Origin of the sequence: Streptomyces sp. NPDC090077 (assembly GCF_044747545.1) — a bacterium.
In the GTDB taxonomy this organism is placed as follows: domain Bacteria; phylum Actinomycetota; class Actinomycetes; order Streptomycetales; family Streptomycetaceae; genus Streptomyces.
The window spans coordinates 37,790-54,194 of record NZ_JBIVEG010000042.1; the positions used below are offsets into that span (position 1 = coordinate 37,790).

Consider the following 16,405-nt stretch of genomic DNA (forward strand, 5'->3'; position numbering starts at 1 on the left):
CGGTGCCGCCGACCGGGGCGGGGCGGTGCCCTCGACCGGGGCCCCGCAAGGTGGGTCCCGGGTCACACCCGGCGTCGTCCACAGGCCCCCGCAACGGCAAGGCGCAGCGGATAGGCTGGGCGGATGACGCGAGCCGAGCAGCCGACGGTCGTGACCGACTCCGACAAGCCCACCTACGACGAAGCCCTGGCCGCGGACTCCCGCGAGCGAGCGGTGCGCGCCCTGCTGCGCACACCCGGGCTGCGCCGGCTGTGGAGCGCCCAGCTGGTGAGCGGCATCGGTGACGCCCTCGCCCTGCTGGTGCTGGTGCTGCTGACCCTCCAGGCGGCCGTCACCGCCGCCCCGGAGGGCCTCTTCGGCGGCGGCTACCGGGGCGCGGCCTTCGCCGTCGCCGCCGTCTTCGCGGTGCGCGTCCTCGCCACCGTCCTGTTCGGGGCGGTCCTGCTCGGCCCGCTCGCCAAGCTCACGGCCCCCGGAGGCAGGCTCGACCGCCGCTGGACGATGGTCGGTGCCGACGGACTGCGGATCGCCCTGTTCGTCGTCGCCCCGCTGTGGCTCGACTGGATCCCGGCACAGGCCACCACCGCACTGCTCGCCACCGTGTTCGTCTCCGGTGCCGCCGAGCGGGTGTGGACCCTGGCCAAGGAGAGCGCCGCCCCCGCGCTGCTGCCCGCGCCGCCGCCGGAGGGGGCGACCGTACGGCCCCTCCCCGACCACCTCGACGCCCTGCGCCGGCTCTCGCTGCGCACCGGCTTCGCCGCGATGCCCGCGGCGGCCGCCGCGCTGCTCGCCGCGACGCTGACCGGGCGGGCGCTGGCCCTGGGCGTGGACTGGTTCGCCGCGAACCAGGCGGCGCTGGGCTCCTACGTCGCCGCCGGGCTGTTCGCCGCGTCCGTCTCGCTGCTGGTGCCGCTGACGCTGCCCGCCGTGAAGACCCCGAGGCCGCGTTCCCCGCTGGAGGGCCTGCGGGCCCCCAGGGCGGGCGACCGGCCCGAGAAGGGCCGTACGGGCGCGATCCGGCTGCTCGTCGCGGCCTGCGCCGCCGTCGCCGGGGCCGTCGCCTTCGCCGCGTCCGTGTCCGTGCTGCACGCCTTCGACCTGGGCGGCGGGCCGTCCGCGTACGCCCTGCTGGTGCTCGCCCTCGTCGGCGGCACCGGGCTGGGGATCCGCGCCACGCAGGCCGGCAAGGTGCTGCCCGCGCTCTCCCGGCGCCGGCTGCTGGCCCTGGCCATCGCGGTGGCCGGGCTGGCGCTGCTGCTGACCGGGCTGGTCTCCGACACGGCGACCGTGCTCTTCCTGTCGCTGCTCGCGGGCACCGCCGCGGGCGTGGCGGCCAACACCGGACACACCCTGCTCGACCAGGAGACCGAGGAGTTCCGCCGGGCCCGGGTCACCGAGCACCTGCAGGCCGTGGCCCGCGTGGCGGTCGCCCTCGGGGCGGTCGCCGCCCCGCTGGTGGCCGCGGCGATCGGCCCGCACCGCCTCGGCGGCGGGGAGGTCGGCCACGCCTATGGCGGCGCCGCCTACGCGCTGATGCTGGCCGGCGCGCTGCTGCTGCCCGTCGCGGTGGTGGTCCTCGCCAAGGCCGACGACCGGGGCGGCGTGCCGCTCCGCCGCGACCTGCGGGAGGCGCTGCGCGGCGGGGAGCCCGTACAGGCCCCGTCCGCGACCGGGTTCTTCATCGCCCTGGAGGGCGGCGACGGGGCCGGCAAGTCCACCCAGGTGCAGGCGCTGGCCGACTGGATACGGAGCAAGGGCCACGAGGTCGTCGTGACCCGCGAGCCGGGGGCCACCCCGGTCGGCAAGCGGCTCCGCTCGATCCTGCTGGACATCTCCTCCGCCGGGCTGTCGAACCGCGCCGAGGCCCTGCTGTACGCCGCCGACCGCGCGGAGCACGTGGACTCGCTGGTCCGGCCCGCCCTGGAGCGCGGTGCGGTGGTCATCACCGACCGCTACATCGACTCCTCGGTGGCCTACCAGGGTGCCGGGCGCGACCTGTCCCCGACCGAGATCGCCCGTATCTCCCGCTGGGCCACCGGCGGCCTCGTGCCCAACCTGACCGTGCTCCTCGACGTCTCCCCGGAGACCGCCCGGGAGCGGTTCACGGAGGCGCCGGACCGGCTGGAGTCCGAGCCGACCGAGTTCCACCAGCGGGTGCGGGCCGGCTTCCTGACGCTCGCCGCCGCCGACCCCGGGCGCTACCTCGTCGTCGACGCAGGTCAGGACCCCGGCTCGGTGACCACCGTGGTGCGCCACCGGCTGGACCGGATGCTCCCGCTGTCCGAGGCCGAGGTGGCCGCGCAGATCGAGGCCCGCCGGCTCGCGGAGGAGGAGGCCCGGCGCAAGGCCGAGGAGGAGGCCGCGCGCAAGGCGGAGGAAGCCCGGCTGAAGGCCGAGGAGGAGGCCCGCCTGGCCCGGGAGGCCGAGGAGGCCCGGCTGCGCGCCGAGGCCGAGGCGGCCCGCCGCGCCGAGGAGGAGCGGCTGAGGGTCGAGGAGGAGGCCCGGGCCCGGGCGGAGGCCGAGCGGCTGCGCGTGCAGGCCGAGGAGAAGGCCCTCGCCGCCGAGCGGGAGCGGATCCGGCTCCAGGAGGCGGAGGAGGCCCGGCTGCGTGCCGAGGCCGAGGAGCGCCGGGTGGAGAAGCAGCGGCGTGCGGAGGAGGCCCTGCTGCGGGCCGAGGAGGCGCGCCGGCTCGCGGAGGCCGCAGCCGCCGCCGCGGCCGCCGAGCAGGCGACCCGTGCCGCCGAGGCCCGTGCCGCGGCCGAGGCCCAGGCGGCCGCCGAGGAGCGGGCTGCGGCCGAGGAGCGTGCCGAGGCCCGGAAGCGCGCCGAGGCGCAGGCCCGGACCGAGGCCGAGGCCCAGGCCCGTGCCGCGGCCGCGCAGGCCCCGGCGGCGGAGTCCGCCGGGCGGCCCGCGCCGAAGGTCGAGATGCGCAAGGAGCCGCTGCCGGACGAGGCCGTCACGGTCGAGACCCCGGTGGTCCGGCGGTTCGTGCGGCCCGACGACGTGACCCAGACCGTTCCGGTGCCCAAGATCGACCCGCGCGCCCCGCGCCCGCTGGACGAGACGGCCGTCCTCCCGCCCGTGCGCCCCGACGGCGACGTCCGGGAGACGCGCTCCGAGCGGACCCGCCCCGCGGAGCGGCCGACGGCACCCCACTCGCACGAGGCCCCGGCCGACCGGGTGCCGCCCGGCATCTTCCGGGACTCCGGGAACGACGTGACCCGCGAGCTCCCCGTCATCGGCGACGACGGCGGGCAGCGCCGGGCCCCGTCCGACTGGGCGGAGGCGACCCCGATGGACGACCTGCCGACGCTGGCGGACGAGCTGCTGGGCCCGCGCCGGGACGACGAGGACGGCCAGGACGAAGCCGACGGCCGGGGCAGGCCGCGCCGCCGCCGCTGACGGGCCCCGCGGATCACGGAACGTGACCGCGGGCGGGGATTGTCGGTGGCGGGCGCCACAATGTGAGCAGGCAGTGTCGACGGAGAGTGAAAGGCGGTGGGCGGCATGCCCGTGTGGGAAGACCTGGTGGGCCAGGACCGCGTACAGGCGCAGCTGGCCGCCGCAGCCCGGGACGCCGACGCCCTCGTCACGGCCGCCGCGCAGGGGACCCCGCCGCCGCCCGCGTCCAAGATGACGCACGCCTGGCTGTTCACCGGCCCGCCCGGTTCCGGCCGGGCCACCGCCGCCCGCGCCTTCGCGGCGGCCCTCCAGTGCGTCAGCCCGGACCGCACTCTCGGCGGCGAACCGGGCTGCGGGTTCTGCGACGGTTGCCACACCACCATGGCGGGAACCCACGCCGACGTGGAGATCGTGCGCACCGACCTGCTGTCCATCGGCGTGAAGGAGACCCGCGACCTGGTCCGGCAGGCCCAGCTCTCGCCCGCCGTGGGGCGCTGGCAGGTCATCGTCCTGGAAGACGCCGACCGGCTCACCGAGGGCGCGGGGAACGTCCTGCTCAAGGCCGTGGAGGAGCCCGCTCCGCGGACGGTGTGGCTGCTGTGCGCGCCCTCCCTGGAGGACGTGCTGCCCACGATCCGCTCCCGCTGCCGGCACCTGACGCTGACCACCCCGTCCGTGGCGGCGGTGGCCGACGTCCTGGTGCGCCGGGACGGCGTGGAGCCGGCCGCCGCGGCGGCCGCCGCCCGCGCCACGCAGGGCCACATCGACCGGGCCCGCCGGCTCGCCACCGACGAGGCCGCCAGGTCCCGGCGCACCGCCGTCCTCAAGCTGCCGCTGCGGGTGGACGACGTGGGCGGCTGCCTCAAGGCCGCCCAGGAGCTGGTGGACGCGGCCGCGGAGGACGCCAAGCAGGTCGCGGAAGAGGTCGACACCAAGGAGACCGAGGAGCTGAGGGCCGCGCTCGGCGCCGGAGCGGGCGCGGGCGGCCGGCTGCCGCGCGGCACCGCCGGGGTGATGAAGGAGCTGGAGGACCGCCAGAAGCGCCGCCGCACCAGGACCCAGCGCGACAGCCTCGACCTCGCCCTGACCGACCTCACCGGCTTCTACCGGGACGTGCTGGCCCTCCAGCTCGGTTCGGCGGTGGCCATCGCCAACGAGGACGTCCGGCCCGACCTCGACCGGATCGCCCGCGCCTCGGGCCCCGAGCGCACGCTGCGGCGCATCGAGGCGATCATCGCCTGCCGGCAGGCCCTCGACCGGAACGTGGCGCCGCTGCTCGCGGTGGAGGCCATGACGATGGCGCTCCGCGCGGGCTGACCCTCCGCGGGCCCGGTGCGCGCGCCGGTTCACCCGTACGAGCGGTCCCGGGCGGACCGCCGCGGGGGCCCGCCCGGGACCGGGCGCCCGCCCGGAGCCCGGCAGCCGCCCGGTCGGCGGGCGTTCGGCCGCCGGCCGCCGGGATCCCGCGCGCCCGACGGGGGCCGTCGGCAGCACGTAGGCTCGCCGCATGGACACCAGCCGCCTGCTGCGTACCGCCGGAACCGTGATCGCAGCCGCCGGGCTGCTGGTCTCCGGGTGCACCACCGGGGGCCCCGAGGTGGCGGCCTCGGCCGAGCCCACCGCGGTCCCGGACGCCCTGCGCCCGTACTACGGCCAGAAGCTGAGCTGGCGCGACTGCGGTGTCCCCGGCTTCCAGTGCTCCACCATGAAGGCGCCGCTGGACTACGCGGACCCCGGCTCCGGGCAGGACGTGGAGATCGCGGTGGCCCGCAAGCAGGCGACCGGCCCGGGCAAGCGGCTGGGCTCCCTGCTGGTCAACCCGGGCGGCCCCGGCGGTTCCGGCATCGGCTACCTCCAGGCGTACGCGGGCATCGGCTACCCCGCCGCCGTGCGCGCCCAGTACGACATGGTCTCCTTCGACCCGCGCGGCGTGGCCCGCAGCAGCCCGGTCGAGTGCCTGACCGGGCCGGAGATGGACCGCTTCACCCAGGTGGACCAGACCCCGGACGACCCGGCGGAACGCGCGAAGCTGGTGGCCGCGTTCAAGGAGTTCGCGAAGGGCTGCGAGAGCCGCTCGAAGCGGGTGCTGCCACACGTCTCGACCGTCGAGGCCGCCCGGGACATGGACATGCTCCGCGCGGTCCTGGGCGACGAGAAGCTGAACTACGTCGGCGCCTCGTACGGCACCCTGCTCGGCGCCACGTACGCGGACCTCTTCCCGGGCCACGTGGGCCGGCTGGTCCTGGACGGCGCGATGGACCCGTCCCGGTCGGCCCTCGACCTGAACCGCGACCAGACGGCGGGCTTCGAGACCGCCTTCCGCTCCTTCGCGAAGGACTGCGCGAAGCAGGCCGACTGCCCGCTCGGCCGGGGCGGCCCGGACGAGGTGGCGCAGCGCCTGAAGGAGTTCTTCCGCAAGGTCGACGCCCAGCCGGTCCCCTCGGGCGACCCGGCCCGCCCGCTGGGCGAGGCCCTCGCGACGACGGGCGTGATCGCCGCCCTGTACGACGAGAGCGCCTGGCCGCAGCTGCGGGAGGCCCTCACCGCCGCGATGGACGGCGACGGCGCCGGCCTGCTGGCCCTCGCCGACAGCTACTACGAGCGCGGGGCGGACGGCTCGTACGCGAACCTCATGTACGCCAACGCGGCCGTGAACTGCCTGGACCAGCCGCCCGCCTTCAGCGGCCCCGAGGCGGTCGACGCCGCGCTGCCCTCCTTCGAGAAGGCCTCGCCGGTCTTCGGTACGGGCCTGGCCTGGGCCTCCCTGAACTGCGCGTACTGGCCGGTGAAGGCGACGGGCACGGCGAAGCCCCTGAAGGCGGCGGGCGCGGCCCCGATCGTGGTGGTCGGCACGACCCGCGACCCGGCGACCCCGTACCAGTGGGCCCAGGCCCTGGCCGGCCAGCTCGACTCGGGCACCCTCCTCACCTACGACGGCGACGGCCACACGGCGTACGGCCGCGGCAGCGACTGCATCGACACGGCGATCAACCGCTACCTCCTGGAAGGCCTCCCCCCGGCGGCCGGCAAACGCTGCTGACCCGCCCGCCCGCCCCGGTTCGGGGCACCCGGTTTAACCCTGTAGACTTGGCGCCGCTGCTGATGAGAGCCTCCCTCCCAGGGAATTCTTGTCTCCCGGCGGTGCCGCCTTAGCTCAGTTGGCCAGAGCAACGCACTCGTAATGCGTAGGTCTCGGGTTCGAATCCCGAAGGCGGCTCAGAGAAGAGCCAGGTCAGACATTGTCTGACCTGGCTCTTTCTGTTGCGCGGGCAGCTCCCGATCGGGAGCGGAGACGGCCCGCGGCCCCGGTGGGCCGGGGCGCGCGGGGGGTGGGGTCAGGGCTGGGGGGTGCCGTTCGGGGTGATGTGGCGGAAGCCGAGGTACGGGGCCAGGGATTCGGGCAGGGTGAGGGAGCCGTCGGGCTGCTGGCACTGTTCCAGGAGCGCGGCCAGGGTGCGGCCGATGGGCAGGCCGGAGCCGTTGAGGGTGGCGACCAGCTTGGGCTTGCCGTGCTCGCCGCGGGTGCGGATGTTCGCGCGGCGGGCCTGGAAGGTGCCGAAGTTCGAGACCGAGGAGATCTCGCGGTACGTGTTCTGGCTCGGGATCCAGACCTCGATGTCGTACGTGAGCTGCGCGGAGAAGCCCGTGTCGCCGGCGGCCAGCCTGACCACGCGGTAGGCGAGGCCGAGCTCCTTCAGGCAGGCCTCGGCGTGGCCGACCATCGTCTCCAGTTCGGCGTCCGCGGTCTCCGGGTCGACGATCCTGACGATCTCGACCTTGGCGAACTGGTGCTGGCGGATCAGGCCGCGGGTGTCGCGGCCGTAGGAGCCGGCCTCGGAGCGGAAGCACGGGGTGTGCGCGGTCAGGGCCAGGGGCAGTTCGGCCGGCGGGATGATCTCGTCGGCGTAGAGGTTGGTCAGCGGGACCTCGGCCGTGGGGATGAGGAAGAGCTCGCGGTCGGCGACGCCGGTCTTGAACAGGTCCTCCTCGAACTTCGGCAGCTGGCCGGTGCCGGTCATCGTCTTGCGGGTGACCAGGTACGGGACGGAGTGCTCGACGTAGCCGTGGCGGCGGGTGTGGAGGTCGAGGAAGAGGGCGGCCAGGGCGCGTTCCAGGGCGGCGCCGGCGCCGCGGGAGACCGCGAAGCGGGGGCCCGAGAGCTTGGTGGCGCGGGCGAAGTCGAGGATGCCGGTGGCCTCGCCGAGGTCGACGTGGTCCTTCGGCTCGAAGGAGAAGACGGGCGGGGTGCCGACGCGGCGGACCTCGACCGCGAACTCCTCGGAGTCGCCGTCGGGGGCGGCGTCGTCGGGGAGGTTCGGGATGGTCAGGAGGAGGTCGCGCAGTTCGTCCTGGACCTGTTCCTGCTCGGTGTCGATGTCGCGGATCTGGTCCTTGAGTTCGCGGGCGCGCTCCTTGAGCGCGGAGATGTCGCCGCCCTGCTTGGCCGTCTGCTGGACCTCGCTCGCCACCCGCTTGGACTCCGCCCGCAGTTCGTCGGCGGAGCGGATGCCCTGGTTGCGCCGGGACTGGAGGTCCTCCAGCCGGGACAGGTCCAGGGAGTAGCCGCGACGGGCGAGCCGACGAACCGCTTCGGCACCCATGTCGATCAGGGCGCGGGCATCATGCATGGGGGAGGTCCTTCTTCACCGGAGAGTGGGACGGGGACGTGCCGGTCGACCGTAGCAACACGCGGGTCAGGGGGTGCCGTGCAGGCGGTGGGCCGTGCGGCGGGCCCACCACATGAGGGCCGCGGCCGCCAGGAGCAGCCAGCCGATGGGGCCGGCGCCGAGCTGGTGGGAGCGTTCGGCGGCGATCAGGACCGGGACGGACACCACGAGCGCGGCCAGCGGGCCGCGCCCGTACCAGAGGCCCGTCTGGAGCGCGGCGGTGTTGCCGGTGGGGGTTTCGGCGCCGATCAGGAGGTGGGTGGGGACCGTGCCGCGGTACGAACTGACCAGCGCGGCCGCCACCATGACCGGGACCGCCGCCAGGAGCACGGCGCAGCCGGGCGTCCAGCGGCCGGTGAGCCAGGCCGCGGAGGCGCCGGCGCCGAGCCAGCCCAGCAGCAGGCCGCACGGGACCCACGCGTGCCGCAGTGCGAGGGACCGGAACGCGAGGGGCAGGTTGGCGGAGCGGCGGGCGTCGTCGCTGTCGAGGCGGGCCGGTTCGGTCAGCTGCGCGGCCGCCAGGTACTCGGCGGCGAGGGCGGCCGCGCACAGGGCGGCCCGCCCGTCCCCGGTGGCGCGGTGGGCGGCGGCGAGGAGGGCGAGGGCCGCGGTGCCCCACAGGGCCGCCCAGAGCAGGCGTCCGGGGGCGCGCAGCAGCCCGGTGGCGTCGCGCCAGGGGACGATCAGCCACGCGCTGCGGGGTACCGGCAGCCGCAGCGCCGGCCTGGCCCGCTGTCCCCGCATGCCGCGGGCCGCGGAACGGGCCTGGCGCAGGTCGAGGGAGTACACCGAGGCGGAGACCCGGAACGCGACGGTGGCCCGGGCGCGCAGGGCCTCCTCGGGGACGTCCGGGGTCCGGCGGCGGGCGAACAGCAGCGCGGCGAGGGTGAACGCCGCGGAGAGGGCGGCCCCGAACGGCCAGCCCGGGGTGGGGTGTCCGGCCGCGGCGACCAGCGGCTGGGCGGCCCACCCCCAGGGGCCGGACCACAGGGCCGCCGCGCCGGGGAGGCCGCCGGTGCCGCGCAGTGCCGCGTACGCGCAGAGCGCCGCGGAGCCCGCCGCCAGCGTCCAGGTGACGGCCTGGAAGCGGACGGCGTCGCGGGCGACCGCGCGGTCGTGGCGTTCGACGAGCAGCCCGGCGGCCACCGCGGTCAGCGCCGTCGCCGTGCCCGCCCAGGCGCCCGCGCCGGTCAGCGGCAGCCGGGCGGCGGAGCCCGCGACGGCGAGCAGGTAGCCGAGCAGTCCGCCGCCGGCCAGGCCGAGCGCGGCCGCGCGGAGTGCGGCCGCGTGGAAGCGGGGCAGCAGGAACGGCCCGCGCAGGACGGGCAGGGGCAGCAGCCACGAGACGGTCGGCAGGTCCACGAGGACCGGGCCCCGCCAGACGGCGCTGCGGGCGGCGTGGACCATCACGAGCGCCAGCAGCGCCGGCACGGCCACGGGGAGGCCGGCCAGCAGGCGGTCGGCGGTGCCGCCGTGCCAGTCGCCCCGCTGTCCGGCCCGGTCGGCGGTGAGCAGGAGGGGTATGCCCCAGAAGGCGGTCCCCAGGGCGGTGCAGTACAGCAGGAAGGCGGTGCTGCCGCGCTTGCGGCGGCGCGCCGGGGCGTGGAGCTCGTGGAGGAGGGCCAGCGTCTCGTCCGTGCGTTCGCGCAGGCCGGTGCGCTCGCGCGGGCCGGTGCGGTCGGGGGTCACCGGTGGCTCCCGGCTGGAGCCACCGTGGCCCGCCCGTCCTCCAGGGTGAGCACGTGGTCGGCCACGGCCGCGGCCAGAGCGGCGTCGTGGGTGGCGAGGAGGATCGCCGTGCCCCGTCTCTTGTGGTCGGAGAGCCGCTCGGCCAGCTCGGTGCGCGCGCGGGCGTCCAGCCGCTGTTCGGGCTCGTCCAGGACCAGCAGTTCGTGCGGCCGTACGAAGGCGGAGGCGAGCAGGAGGGCCTGGGTCTGCCCCGACGAGAGCGCCGAGGGCCGTGATCCGGCGTGGTCGGCCAGCCGGTGGCCGGCCAGGGCCCGGTCCACCGCCTCGTCCGCGCGGCGGCCGAGTCCGTGCCCGACGGCGACCAGCATCAGGTGCTCGCGCACCGTCAGGTCCGGGTAGGCGGTGCCGGCCTCCATCACGGTGGCGACCCGGGCGCGGGTGCGGGGCGAGTCCTCGTGCAGGGGCTCGCCGTCGAAGAGGACTTCGCCCGAGGTGGGGCGTTCGCGGCCGCAGGCCAGGCGCAGCAGCGTCGACTTCCCCGAACCGTTGTCCCCCACGAGGACGGTGCACTCCGCCGTCGCCAGCTCCATGGTGACCCCGTGCAGTACGCTCCGGTCCCCGTAGCTGCGGCTCACGTCCGTCAGCCGGAGGAGGGTCCGGGACGGTGCGGGCTTCCGGTCGGTGGCCCGGGCGGCCTGCCAGGCCGTCTTCCAGCCCGGCTTCCGGTTCTTCTTCATGTGCGGTGCCTGCTCCGGGTCCTCGGCAGCCCCGTACGCGGAGGCGGCGCGGTGCATAAGTGGATCATCTGAAGATGGTAGTGAACGCGCGTTCCGGCCACTTCGCCCCAGGTCGCCCGCGTCCCGGGCGCGGGGCTAGCGTGGAAGGACGTACGGCAGCGGGAGGCCGGTCATGGCGGGACGGTGGCGCAGTGCGGCGGTGGGCGCGGCCGCGATCGGGCTGGTGGTGGTCCCCGTCGGCGTCGGGGCCGGGTACGCCTGGGAGGCCGCGGCGCCCGCGGGCACCGTCGCCGCCGCTCCGGAGTCCGACGCGTTCCCGCAGCTCACGCCCGCCGTGGCGGCCCGGCTGGACGAGGCCGTCCAGCGGGTGCTGAAGGAGGCCGCGGTGCCGGGCGTGGTCGTCGCGCTCTCCGCCCCCGGCAAGGGCGAGTACGTACGGGCCTTCGGGACCGCCGACAAGGCGACCGGGGCGCCCATGCGCACCGACGTGAACCAGCGGATCGGCAGCGTGACGAAGACCTTCACCGTCACCGCCCTGCTCCAGCTCGTCGACGCGGGCAAGGCCCGGCTGGACGACCCCATCGGGAAGTACGTCGCCGGAGTGCCGAACGGCGACCGGATCACCCTGCGCGAGCTGGCCGGGATGCGCAGCGGGCTCTACAACTACTCGGAGGACGAAGGGTTCTTCAAGGCCCTCACGGCCGATCCCCGGCGCCCCTTCTCCCCGCAGGAGCTGCTGTCGTACTCCTTCCGGCACCCGGTGCTGTTCGAGCCGGGCGCGAAGTTCGACTACTGCAACACCAATCTGATCCTGCTGGGGCTGGTGGTCGAGAAGCTGAGCGGTACGCCCCTCCACCGGTACATCGACGAGAAGGTGGCCGGGCCCGCGGGGCTGCACCACACCCTCTTCCCCACCGGTGCGGAGTTCCCGGAGCCGCACGCGCAGGGCTACACCGACCAGACCGCCTCCGGGAAGACCGAGGACGCCACCGACTGGAACCCCTCCTGGGGCTGGGCGGCCGGAGCGATGATCTCGGACCTGCCCGACCTGCGGAGCTGGGCGAAGACCCTGGCCACCGGCACCCTGCTGACCCCCGCCACCCAGGCGCAGCGGCTGAAGGTGGTCGAGGCCCTGCCGGGCGCCGGCTACGGCCTGGGCGTCTTCGACGTGCAGGGGTGGATCGGGCACAACGGATCGCTGCCGGGCTACCAGGACCTGGTGGTCTACCTCCCCGAGGCGCAGGCGACGCTGGTGGTCATGCTGAACACGGACATCGCGTACCGGGGCAGCGAACCCAGCACGCTGTTCGGCGAGGCGATCACGAAGACCGTCACCCCGCAGCACGTGTTCACGCTGCCCGCCCAGCCCGTCACCGGGCACTGACGCGCGTTCCTCCGGGGCCCGTTGGCCCGCGCCCGCGTCGCACAATGGACCGCATCGCGCGAGTGGACCAAGGAGAGACGCATGTTCGGTCAGGCAGGAACCCGGGGCGGCGACGGAGCGGGCGGCACGGTGACGGACGGGGCTTCCGGCGTCGTGCTCCGCGTGGCGGGGGAGGCGGACCTGGACACGGCCGCGGAACTCTTCCGCGGCTACCTCGACTTCTACGAGGTGACCGTCCAGGACGCCGACGGCCCGCGGGAGTTCCTCGCGGAGCGCATCGCCAAGGGGGAGTCGCTGGTGCTGCTCGCCGACGCGCCCGGGGTGCCGGGCACGGTCGGGTTCGCGCAGGTCTACCAGGCCTTCTCCTCCCTCACCCTGAGCACGGCGTGGATCCTCAACGACCTGTACGTGGCCCCGGCGGGCCGCCGTACCGGCGCGGGCCGGGCGCTGCTGCGCGAGGTGCTGCGCCGGGCGCGGGAGGCCGGGGTGGCGGGGGTCCAGCTGGAGACCGCGTACGACAACCACGTGGCGCAGGGGCTGTACGAGTCCGAGGGCTTCGTGCGCGAGGAGTTCCACGTCTACTTCCACGACCTCGGCTGAAACATTTCCCGGGGGCCGGCGCGTCGATGGGGTGAGACGGACGCGAGGGGGAGTGCATGCGGCAGGGTCGCAGAGACGGGTTCCGCGAGTTCGCAGCGGGCCGGTCGGGTCATCTGTACCGGTCGGCCTGTTTGCTGGCCAGCGGGGACACCCACCTCGCCGAGGACCTCGTACAGGAGACCCTGGGGCGGATGTACGTGCTCTGGGGCCGGATCTCCCGCATCGAGAACCCGGCCGCGTACGCGCAGACGGTGCTGGTCCGGGTGTTCCTGACCCACCAGCGCCGCCGCTCGGCGGGGGAGCGCCCGTTCGGGGAGTTCCCCGGGGCCGACGGTGCGCAGCCGGCGGCCGGCGGCACCGATCCGGCCCTGCGGCTGACGCTGCTGGAGGCGCTGGGGCGGCTGGCGCCGAAGGACCGGGCGGTGCTGGTGCTGCGGTACTGGGAGGACCGCAGCGTCGAGGAGACCGCCGAGGCGATGAAGGTCACCTCGGCGGCCGTGCGGACCCGGACCTCCCGGGCGCTGTCCCGGCTGCGGGGGCAGCTGGGCGGCAGCCTCGCCGAGTTCGCGGGCCACTGAGGCCCCGGTGCCGCGCCCTTCACGGTGCCGTCCTCCCCTCCGCCCCGTCCCTCTCCCCGCCCACCAAGTGGAAGGTCTGGTTCCGCATGCCCCCCATGCCCCTTGAAGACGAGCTCGGCGAAGCCCTCCGCACCGCGGGCGCCGCCTTCACGCCGGACCCGCAGGCCCTGGTGGAGGCGGGCGAACGGCGCGGACGCCGGCTCGTGGCCCGCCGCCGGGCCGCCGTCGCCGGGGGCTCCGTACTGGCCCTCGCCCTGATCGGCACGGCCGGGGCCTGGACCGGCGGCCTGATCGGCGGCGGCACGGGAGAGGTCGCCGCGGCGCCCGCCCTGCCCGGCCGGGGCACGGTCCGGCCGCCGGCGGACGGACCGCAGGAACGGGTGGGCACCGGGGCGGTCACCGCGCGGCAGATGACCGAGGTCCTGAAGTCGTTCGTCCCGGCCGGGCAGTTCACCCCGGGCGAGAGCCGCGGCTCCGACAGCAGCGGCCCGATGGCCTCGGGACTCGTCGACGACGGCAAGGGGCAGGGCCGCCTGGGCATCCTGCTCACCCGGATCGACCCGGCCGGCGCGATGGCCAAGGAGATGACCACCTGCCCCGACCGCAGGAACGTGGCCTTCGACTCCTGCAAGGAGGAGGTCCTCCCCGACGGCTCCCGCCTGCTGCTGATCCAGGACTACGACTACGACGACTCCCGCCGCTCGGTGAAGGAGTGGCGGGCCACCCTCGCCACCCCGCAGGGCTACCTCGTCGACGCCTCGGAGTTCAACGCTCCCGAGAGCAAGAAGGTCCGCCCCACCCGTGCCGAACCGCCGCTGCCCCTGGAGCGGCTGAAGGCCCTCGTCCTGTCGGACAAGTGGCGCCCGGCCCTGGCGGACCTGCCGCCCGCACCGTCCGAGAGCGGCTCCCGCAAGGGCCCCGAGGAGGACGCCCAGGCGTTCCTGGAGGTCCTGCTGCGCGGCTACGAGATCCCGGTCGCGGACAAGGGCGGCGACGGGGCCTACGGCTACGTGGTCCTCGACGACGGCAAGGGCCGCTCCCTGGTCGAACTCCGCGTCCGGCCGCGCACGGAGAACGACGACTTCCCCAAGGACGCCACCGCGCAGCCCGGCGGAGTCCACGCGAAGGTCACCCAGGGCCCCGCCGGCGAGAACGCCCCGGGCGTGGTCCGCTGGACGGTGGACACCGAGCGGCCCAACGGGGAGCGGATCACGGTCTCCGCGTACAACGCCCCCAAGCAGACGGGCCCGGCGAGCCGTACGGCGCCCGCGCTGACCCTGGAGCAGCTGAAGGAGGTCGCGCTGAACCGGCACTGGAAGGAGGCCTTCGGGCGCTGACGCGGCCGCCGGGGGCGGGCCCGGATCACTTGGCGTCGGCGTAGCACTCCACCACCGCCGTGGTGAACGGGAAGCGGACCGGGGTGTCGCCGAAGGCGATCCGGCCCGCCCGGTCACCCGCGGCCCGGATCGCCCCGACCACGGCCTCCGCCTCCTCGGCGGGACAGTGCACGATCACCTCGTCGTGCTGGAAGAACACCAGCTCCGCGCGCATCCCGGCCGTGGCCTGCCGCAGCGCGGCGAGCATCAGCAGCGCCCAGTCGGCGGCGCTGCCCTGGACGACGAAGTTACGGGTGAACCGGCCCCGGGCGCGGGTGTTCGTCGAGGCGTGGCCCGGGGTCCAGCCGGTGTCCCCGGACCCGGCGCGCTCCTGCTCCTGTTCCTGGGGGATGCCCGCCTCGTCGGCCTCGGCCGCGCCGACGGGCGGCGGGCAGGTGCGGCCCAGCCAGGTGCGCACCAGCCGCCCCTCCTCGCCGGCGCGGGCCGCGTCGTCCACGTACGCGACGGCGCGCGGGAAGCGGCGGCGCAGCGCGGCCAGGTTCTTCAGGCCGTCCCCGGAGGTCTGCCCGTAGACCGCGCCGAGCACGGCGAGCTTGGCCTTGTCCCGGTCGCCGGAGAAGCCCTGGCGGGACACGGCCGTGTAGAGGTCCTCGGGGCGCCCGGCCACCTCCATGAAGGCCGGATCGCGGGAGATCGCGGCCAGGACGCGGGGCTCCATCTGGTCGGCGTCGGCCACGACGAGCCGCCATCCCGGGTCGGCGACCACCGCCCGGCGGATCACCTTGGGGATCTGCAGGGCCCCGCCGCCGTTGGTGACCCAGCGGCCGGTGAGGGTGCCGCCGGGGATGAACTCGGGGCGGAACCGGCCGTCCCGGACCCAGTCCGCGAGCCAGGACCAGCCGTGGGCCGTATAGATCCGGTACAGCGTCTTGTACTCCAGGAGCGGCGCGACGGCGGGGTGGTCGACCTCCTGGATCGCCCAGCGGCGGGTGGACCCGAGTCGGATGCCGGCCTGCGCGAAGGCCTTGACCACGTCGGCGGGCAGGTCGGGGCGCACGCGGCGGCCGAAGGCGGCGGAGATCTCATCGGTGAGCTCGGCGAGGCGGCGGGGCTCGCCGCCGCCGGCGTAGCGCTCGCCGAGCAGCTCGGTCAGCAGGGCGCGGTGCGCGTCGGCCCGCCAGGGCAGGCCCGCACGGTGCATCTCGGCGGCGATGAGGAACGCGGCCGACTCGGAGGCGATGAGCAGGCGCATCCGGTCGGGGTGCGCGGTGGCGGCGATCCGGCGGGCCTGCTCCGCGTGCACGGCGAGCAGGGCGTCGAGGGGGAGCGGCGCGGCGGCCCCGGGGCCGACGTCGAAGAGGGAGTCCTGCGCGGCCGCCCGCGCGGGCTCGGCGGCGCGCTGCGGGGGGTCCGGGGGGACGGGCGCGTCGTTGAGCCGCGCCCAGGCCGCGGCCGCCGAGCGGGGCTCGCCGGAGCGGCCCTCGTGGGCGAGGAGCAGCAGCTCGGCGTCCTCGATGTCGTAGCACCGCTCGACGCGGGTGCCGGCGGCGAGGACGCGGGGGTAGACGGCGGCGGTGGACCGCCAGATCCAGCGGGTGCCGGGCGGCGCGCAGCGGATCGCCTCCGCGGGGGTGGCGGTGGTGACGGGGCGGGCGCCGGGGCGGAGGGGGGTGGCGTGCCACTGGCCTTCGGCGGTTTCGGCGAGGGCCCAGGGGGTGGGGGAGTGGTCGCTCACGGGTGCGAGTGTCCCACCGGGGTCTGACATCGCCCTGGCCGGGCGCGCGGGGGCCCTGGCCGGGCGGGTACGGGGGCCCTGGCCGGGCGGGTACGGGGCTCCGTGCCGGGGGCGTTGCCGGGCCGGGCTGTGCCGCTGCCCTGGCCGGGGCTGTACGGGGCGCCGGGTGCGGGTCGGCGTGCCGCTGCGCGGGGCCAAGTCCCCTACCCGCCCTTCCACCGTTCCCCGGGCTGCGCCCGGACCCCTTCTGGGGGCTCCGCCCCCAGACCCCCGCGC

Annotated in this window: 11 protein-coding genes and 1 tRNA gene; 8 read left to right on the forward strand and 4 right to left on the reverse strand. The window is 75.9% G+C overall.

The features are described 5' to 3' along the window. The first annotated feature begins 123 nt into the window (after positions 1-123). The 4 genes from tmk (at position 124) to ACIPW5_RS36810 (ending at position 6,619) form a co-directional block, all read left to right on the forward strand. Entirely contained in the window at positions 124-3,402 is a 3,279-nt protein-coding gene (gene tmk / locus ACIPW5_RS36795; protein ID WP_401254881.1) for a dTMP kinase, read from the forward strand. Between the two features lie 105 nt (positions 3,403-3,507). Continuing rightward, positions 3,508-4,719 carry a DNA polymerase III subunit delta' gene (locus ACIPW5_RS36800; RefSeq protein ID WP_401254883.1) on the forward strand — a complete coding sequence of 404 codons (1,212 nt, stop codon included), beginning with the start codon at positions 3,508-3,510 and terminating at the stop codon, positions 4,717-4,719. 190 nt (positions 4,720-4,909) lie between these two features. After that, on the forward strand, positions 4,910-6,442 hold the full coding sequence (locus tag ACIPW5_RS36805; protein ID WP_401254886.1) for an alpha/beta hydrolase: 1,533 nt from the start codon (positions 4,910-4,912) through the stop codon (positions 6,440-6,442). Between the two features lie 103 nt (positions 6,443-6,545). Then, positions 6,546-6,619, forward strand: a tRNA-Thr gene (locus tag ACIPW5_RS36810). Between the two features lie 118 nt (positions 6,620-6,737). On the opposite strand, the gene serS is transcribed toward ACIPW5_RS36810, so the two are convergent. From serS to ACIPW5_RS36825, 3 genes are all read right to left on the reverse strand, one after another. Continuing rightward, the gene (gene serS, locus ACIPW5_RS36815; protein WP_401254889.1) at positions 6,738-8,030 is read right to left on the reverse strand and encodes a serine--tRNA ligase; all 1,293 of its coding nucleotides are present in this window, start codon (positions 8,028-8,030) and stop codon (positions 6,738-6,740) included. A 66-nt stretch (positions 8,031-8,096) separates the two neighbouring features. Beyond that, a complete protein-coding gene (locus ACIPW5_RS36820; RefSeq protein WP_401254892.1) occupies positions 8,097-9,758 on the reverse strand; it encodes a hypothetical protein in 1,662 nt (553 codons plus the stop codon). After that, positions 9,755-10,552, reverse strand: a complete 798-nt coding sequence (locus ACIPW5_RS36825; protein WP_401254895.1) for an ATP-binding cassette domain-containing protein — start codon at positions 10,550-10,552, stop codon at positions 9,755-9,757. Before ACIPW5_RS36825 ends, ACIPW5_RS36820 begins: the two co-directional genes overlap by 4 nt. A gap of 115 nt (positions 10,553-10,667) precedes the next feature. On the opposite strand from ACIPW5_RS36825, the gene ACIPW5_RS36830 reads away from it, so the two are divergent. The 4 genes from ACIPW5_RS36830 (at position 10,668) to ACIPW5_RS36845 (ending at position 14,394) form a co-directional block, all read left to right on the forward strand. After that, entirely contained in the window at positions 10,668-11,879 is a 1,212-nt protein-coding gene (locus ACIPW5_RS36830; protein WP_401254898.1) for a serine hydrolase domain-containing protein, read from the forward strand. A gap of 81 nt (positions 11,880-11,960) precedes the next feature. Next, positions 11,961-12,479 (forward strand): GNAT family N-acetyltransferase, encoded by a 519-nt coding sequence (locus tag ACIPW5_RS36835; protein WP_401254901.1) that lies wholly within the window; start codon positions 11,961-11,963, stop codon positions 12,477-12,479. A gap of 56 nt (positions 12,480-12,535) precedes the next feature. Next, positions 12,536-13,057 (forward strand): SigE family RNA polymerase sigma factor, encoded by a 522-nt coding sequence (locus ACIPW5_RS36840; RefSeq protein WP_401254904.1) that lies wholly within the window; start codon positions 12,536-12,538, stop codon positions 13,055-13,057. A gap of 95 nt (positions 13,058-13,152) precedes the next feature. Next, on the forward strand, positions 13,153-14,394 hold the full coding sequence (locus ACIPW5_RS36845; RefSeq protein ID WP_401254907.1) for a hypothetical protein: 1,242 nt from the start codon (positions 13,153-13,155) through the stop codon (positions 14,392-14,394). A 25-nt stretch (positions 14,395-14,419) separates the two neighbouring features. Here ACIPW5_RS36845 and ACIPW5_RS36850 read toward each other — a convergent pair whose 3' ends face one another. Further along, entirely contained in the window at positions 14,420-16,159 is a 1,740-nt protein-coding gene (locus ACIPW5_RS36850; protein ID WP_401254910.1) for a bifunctional 3'-5' exonuclease/DNA polymerase, read from the reverse strand. Between the last annotated feature and the right edge of the window lie 246 nt (positions 16,160-16,405).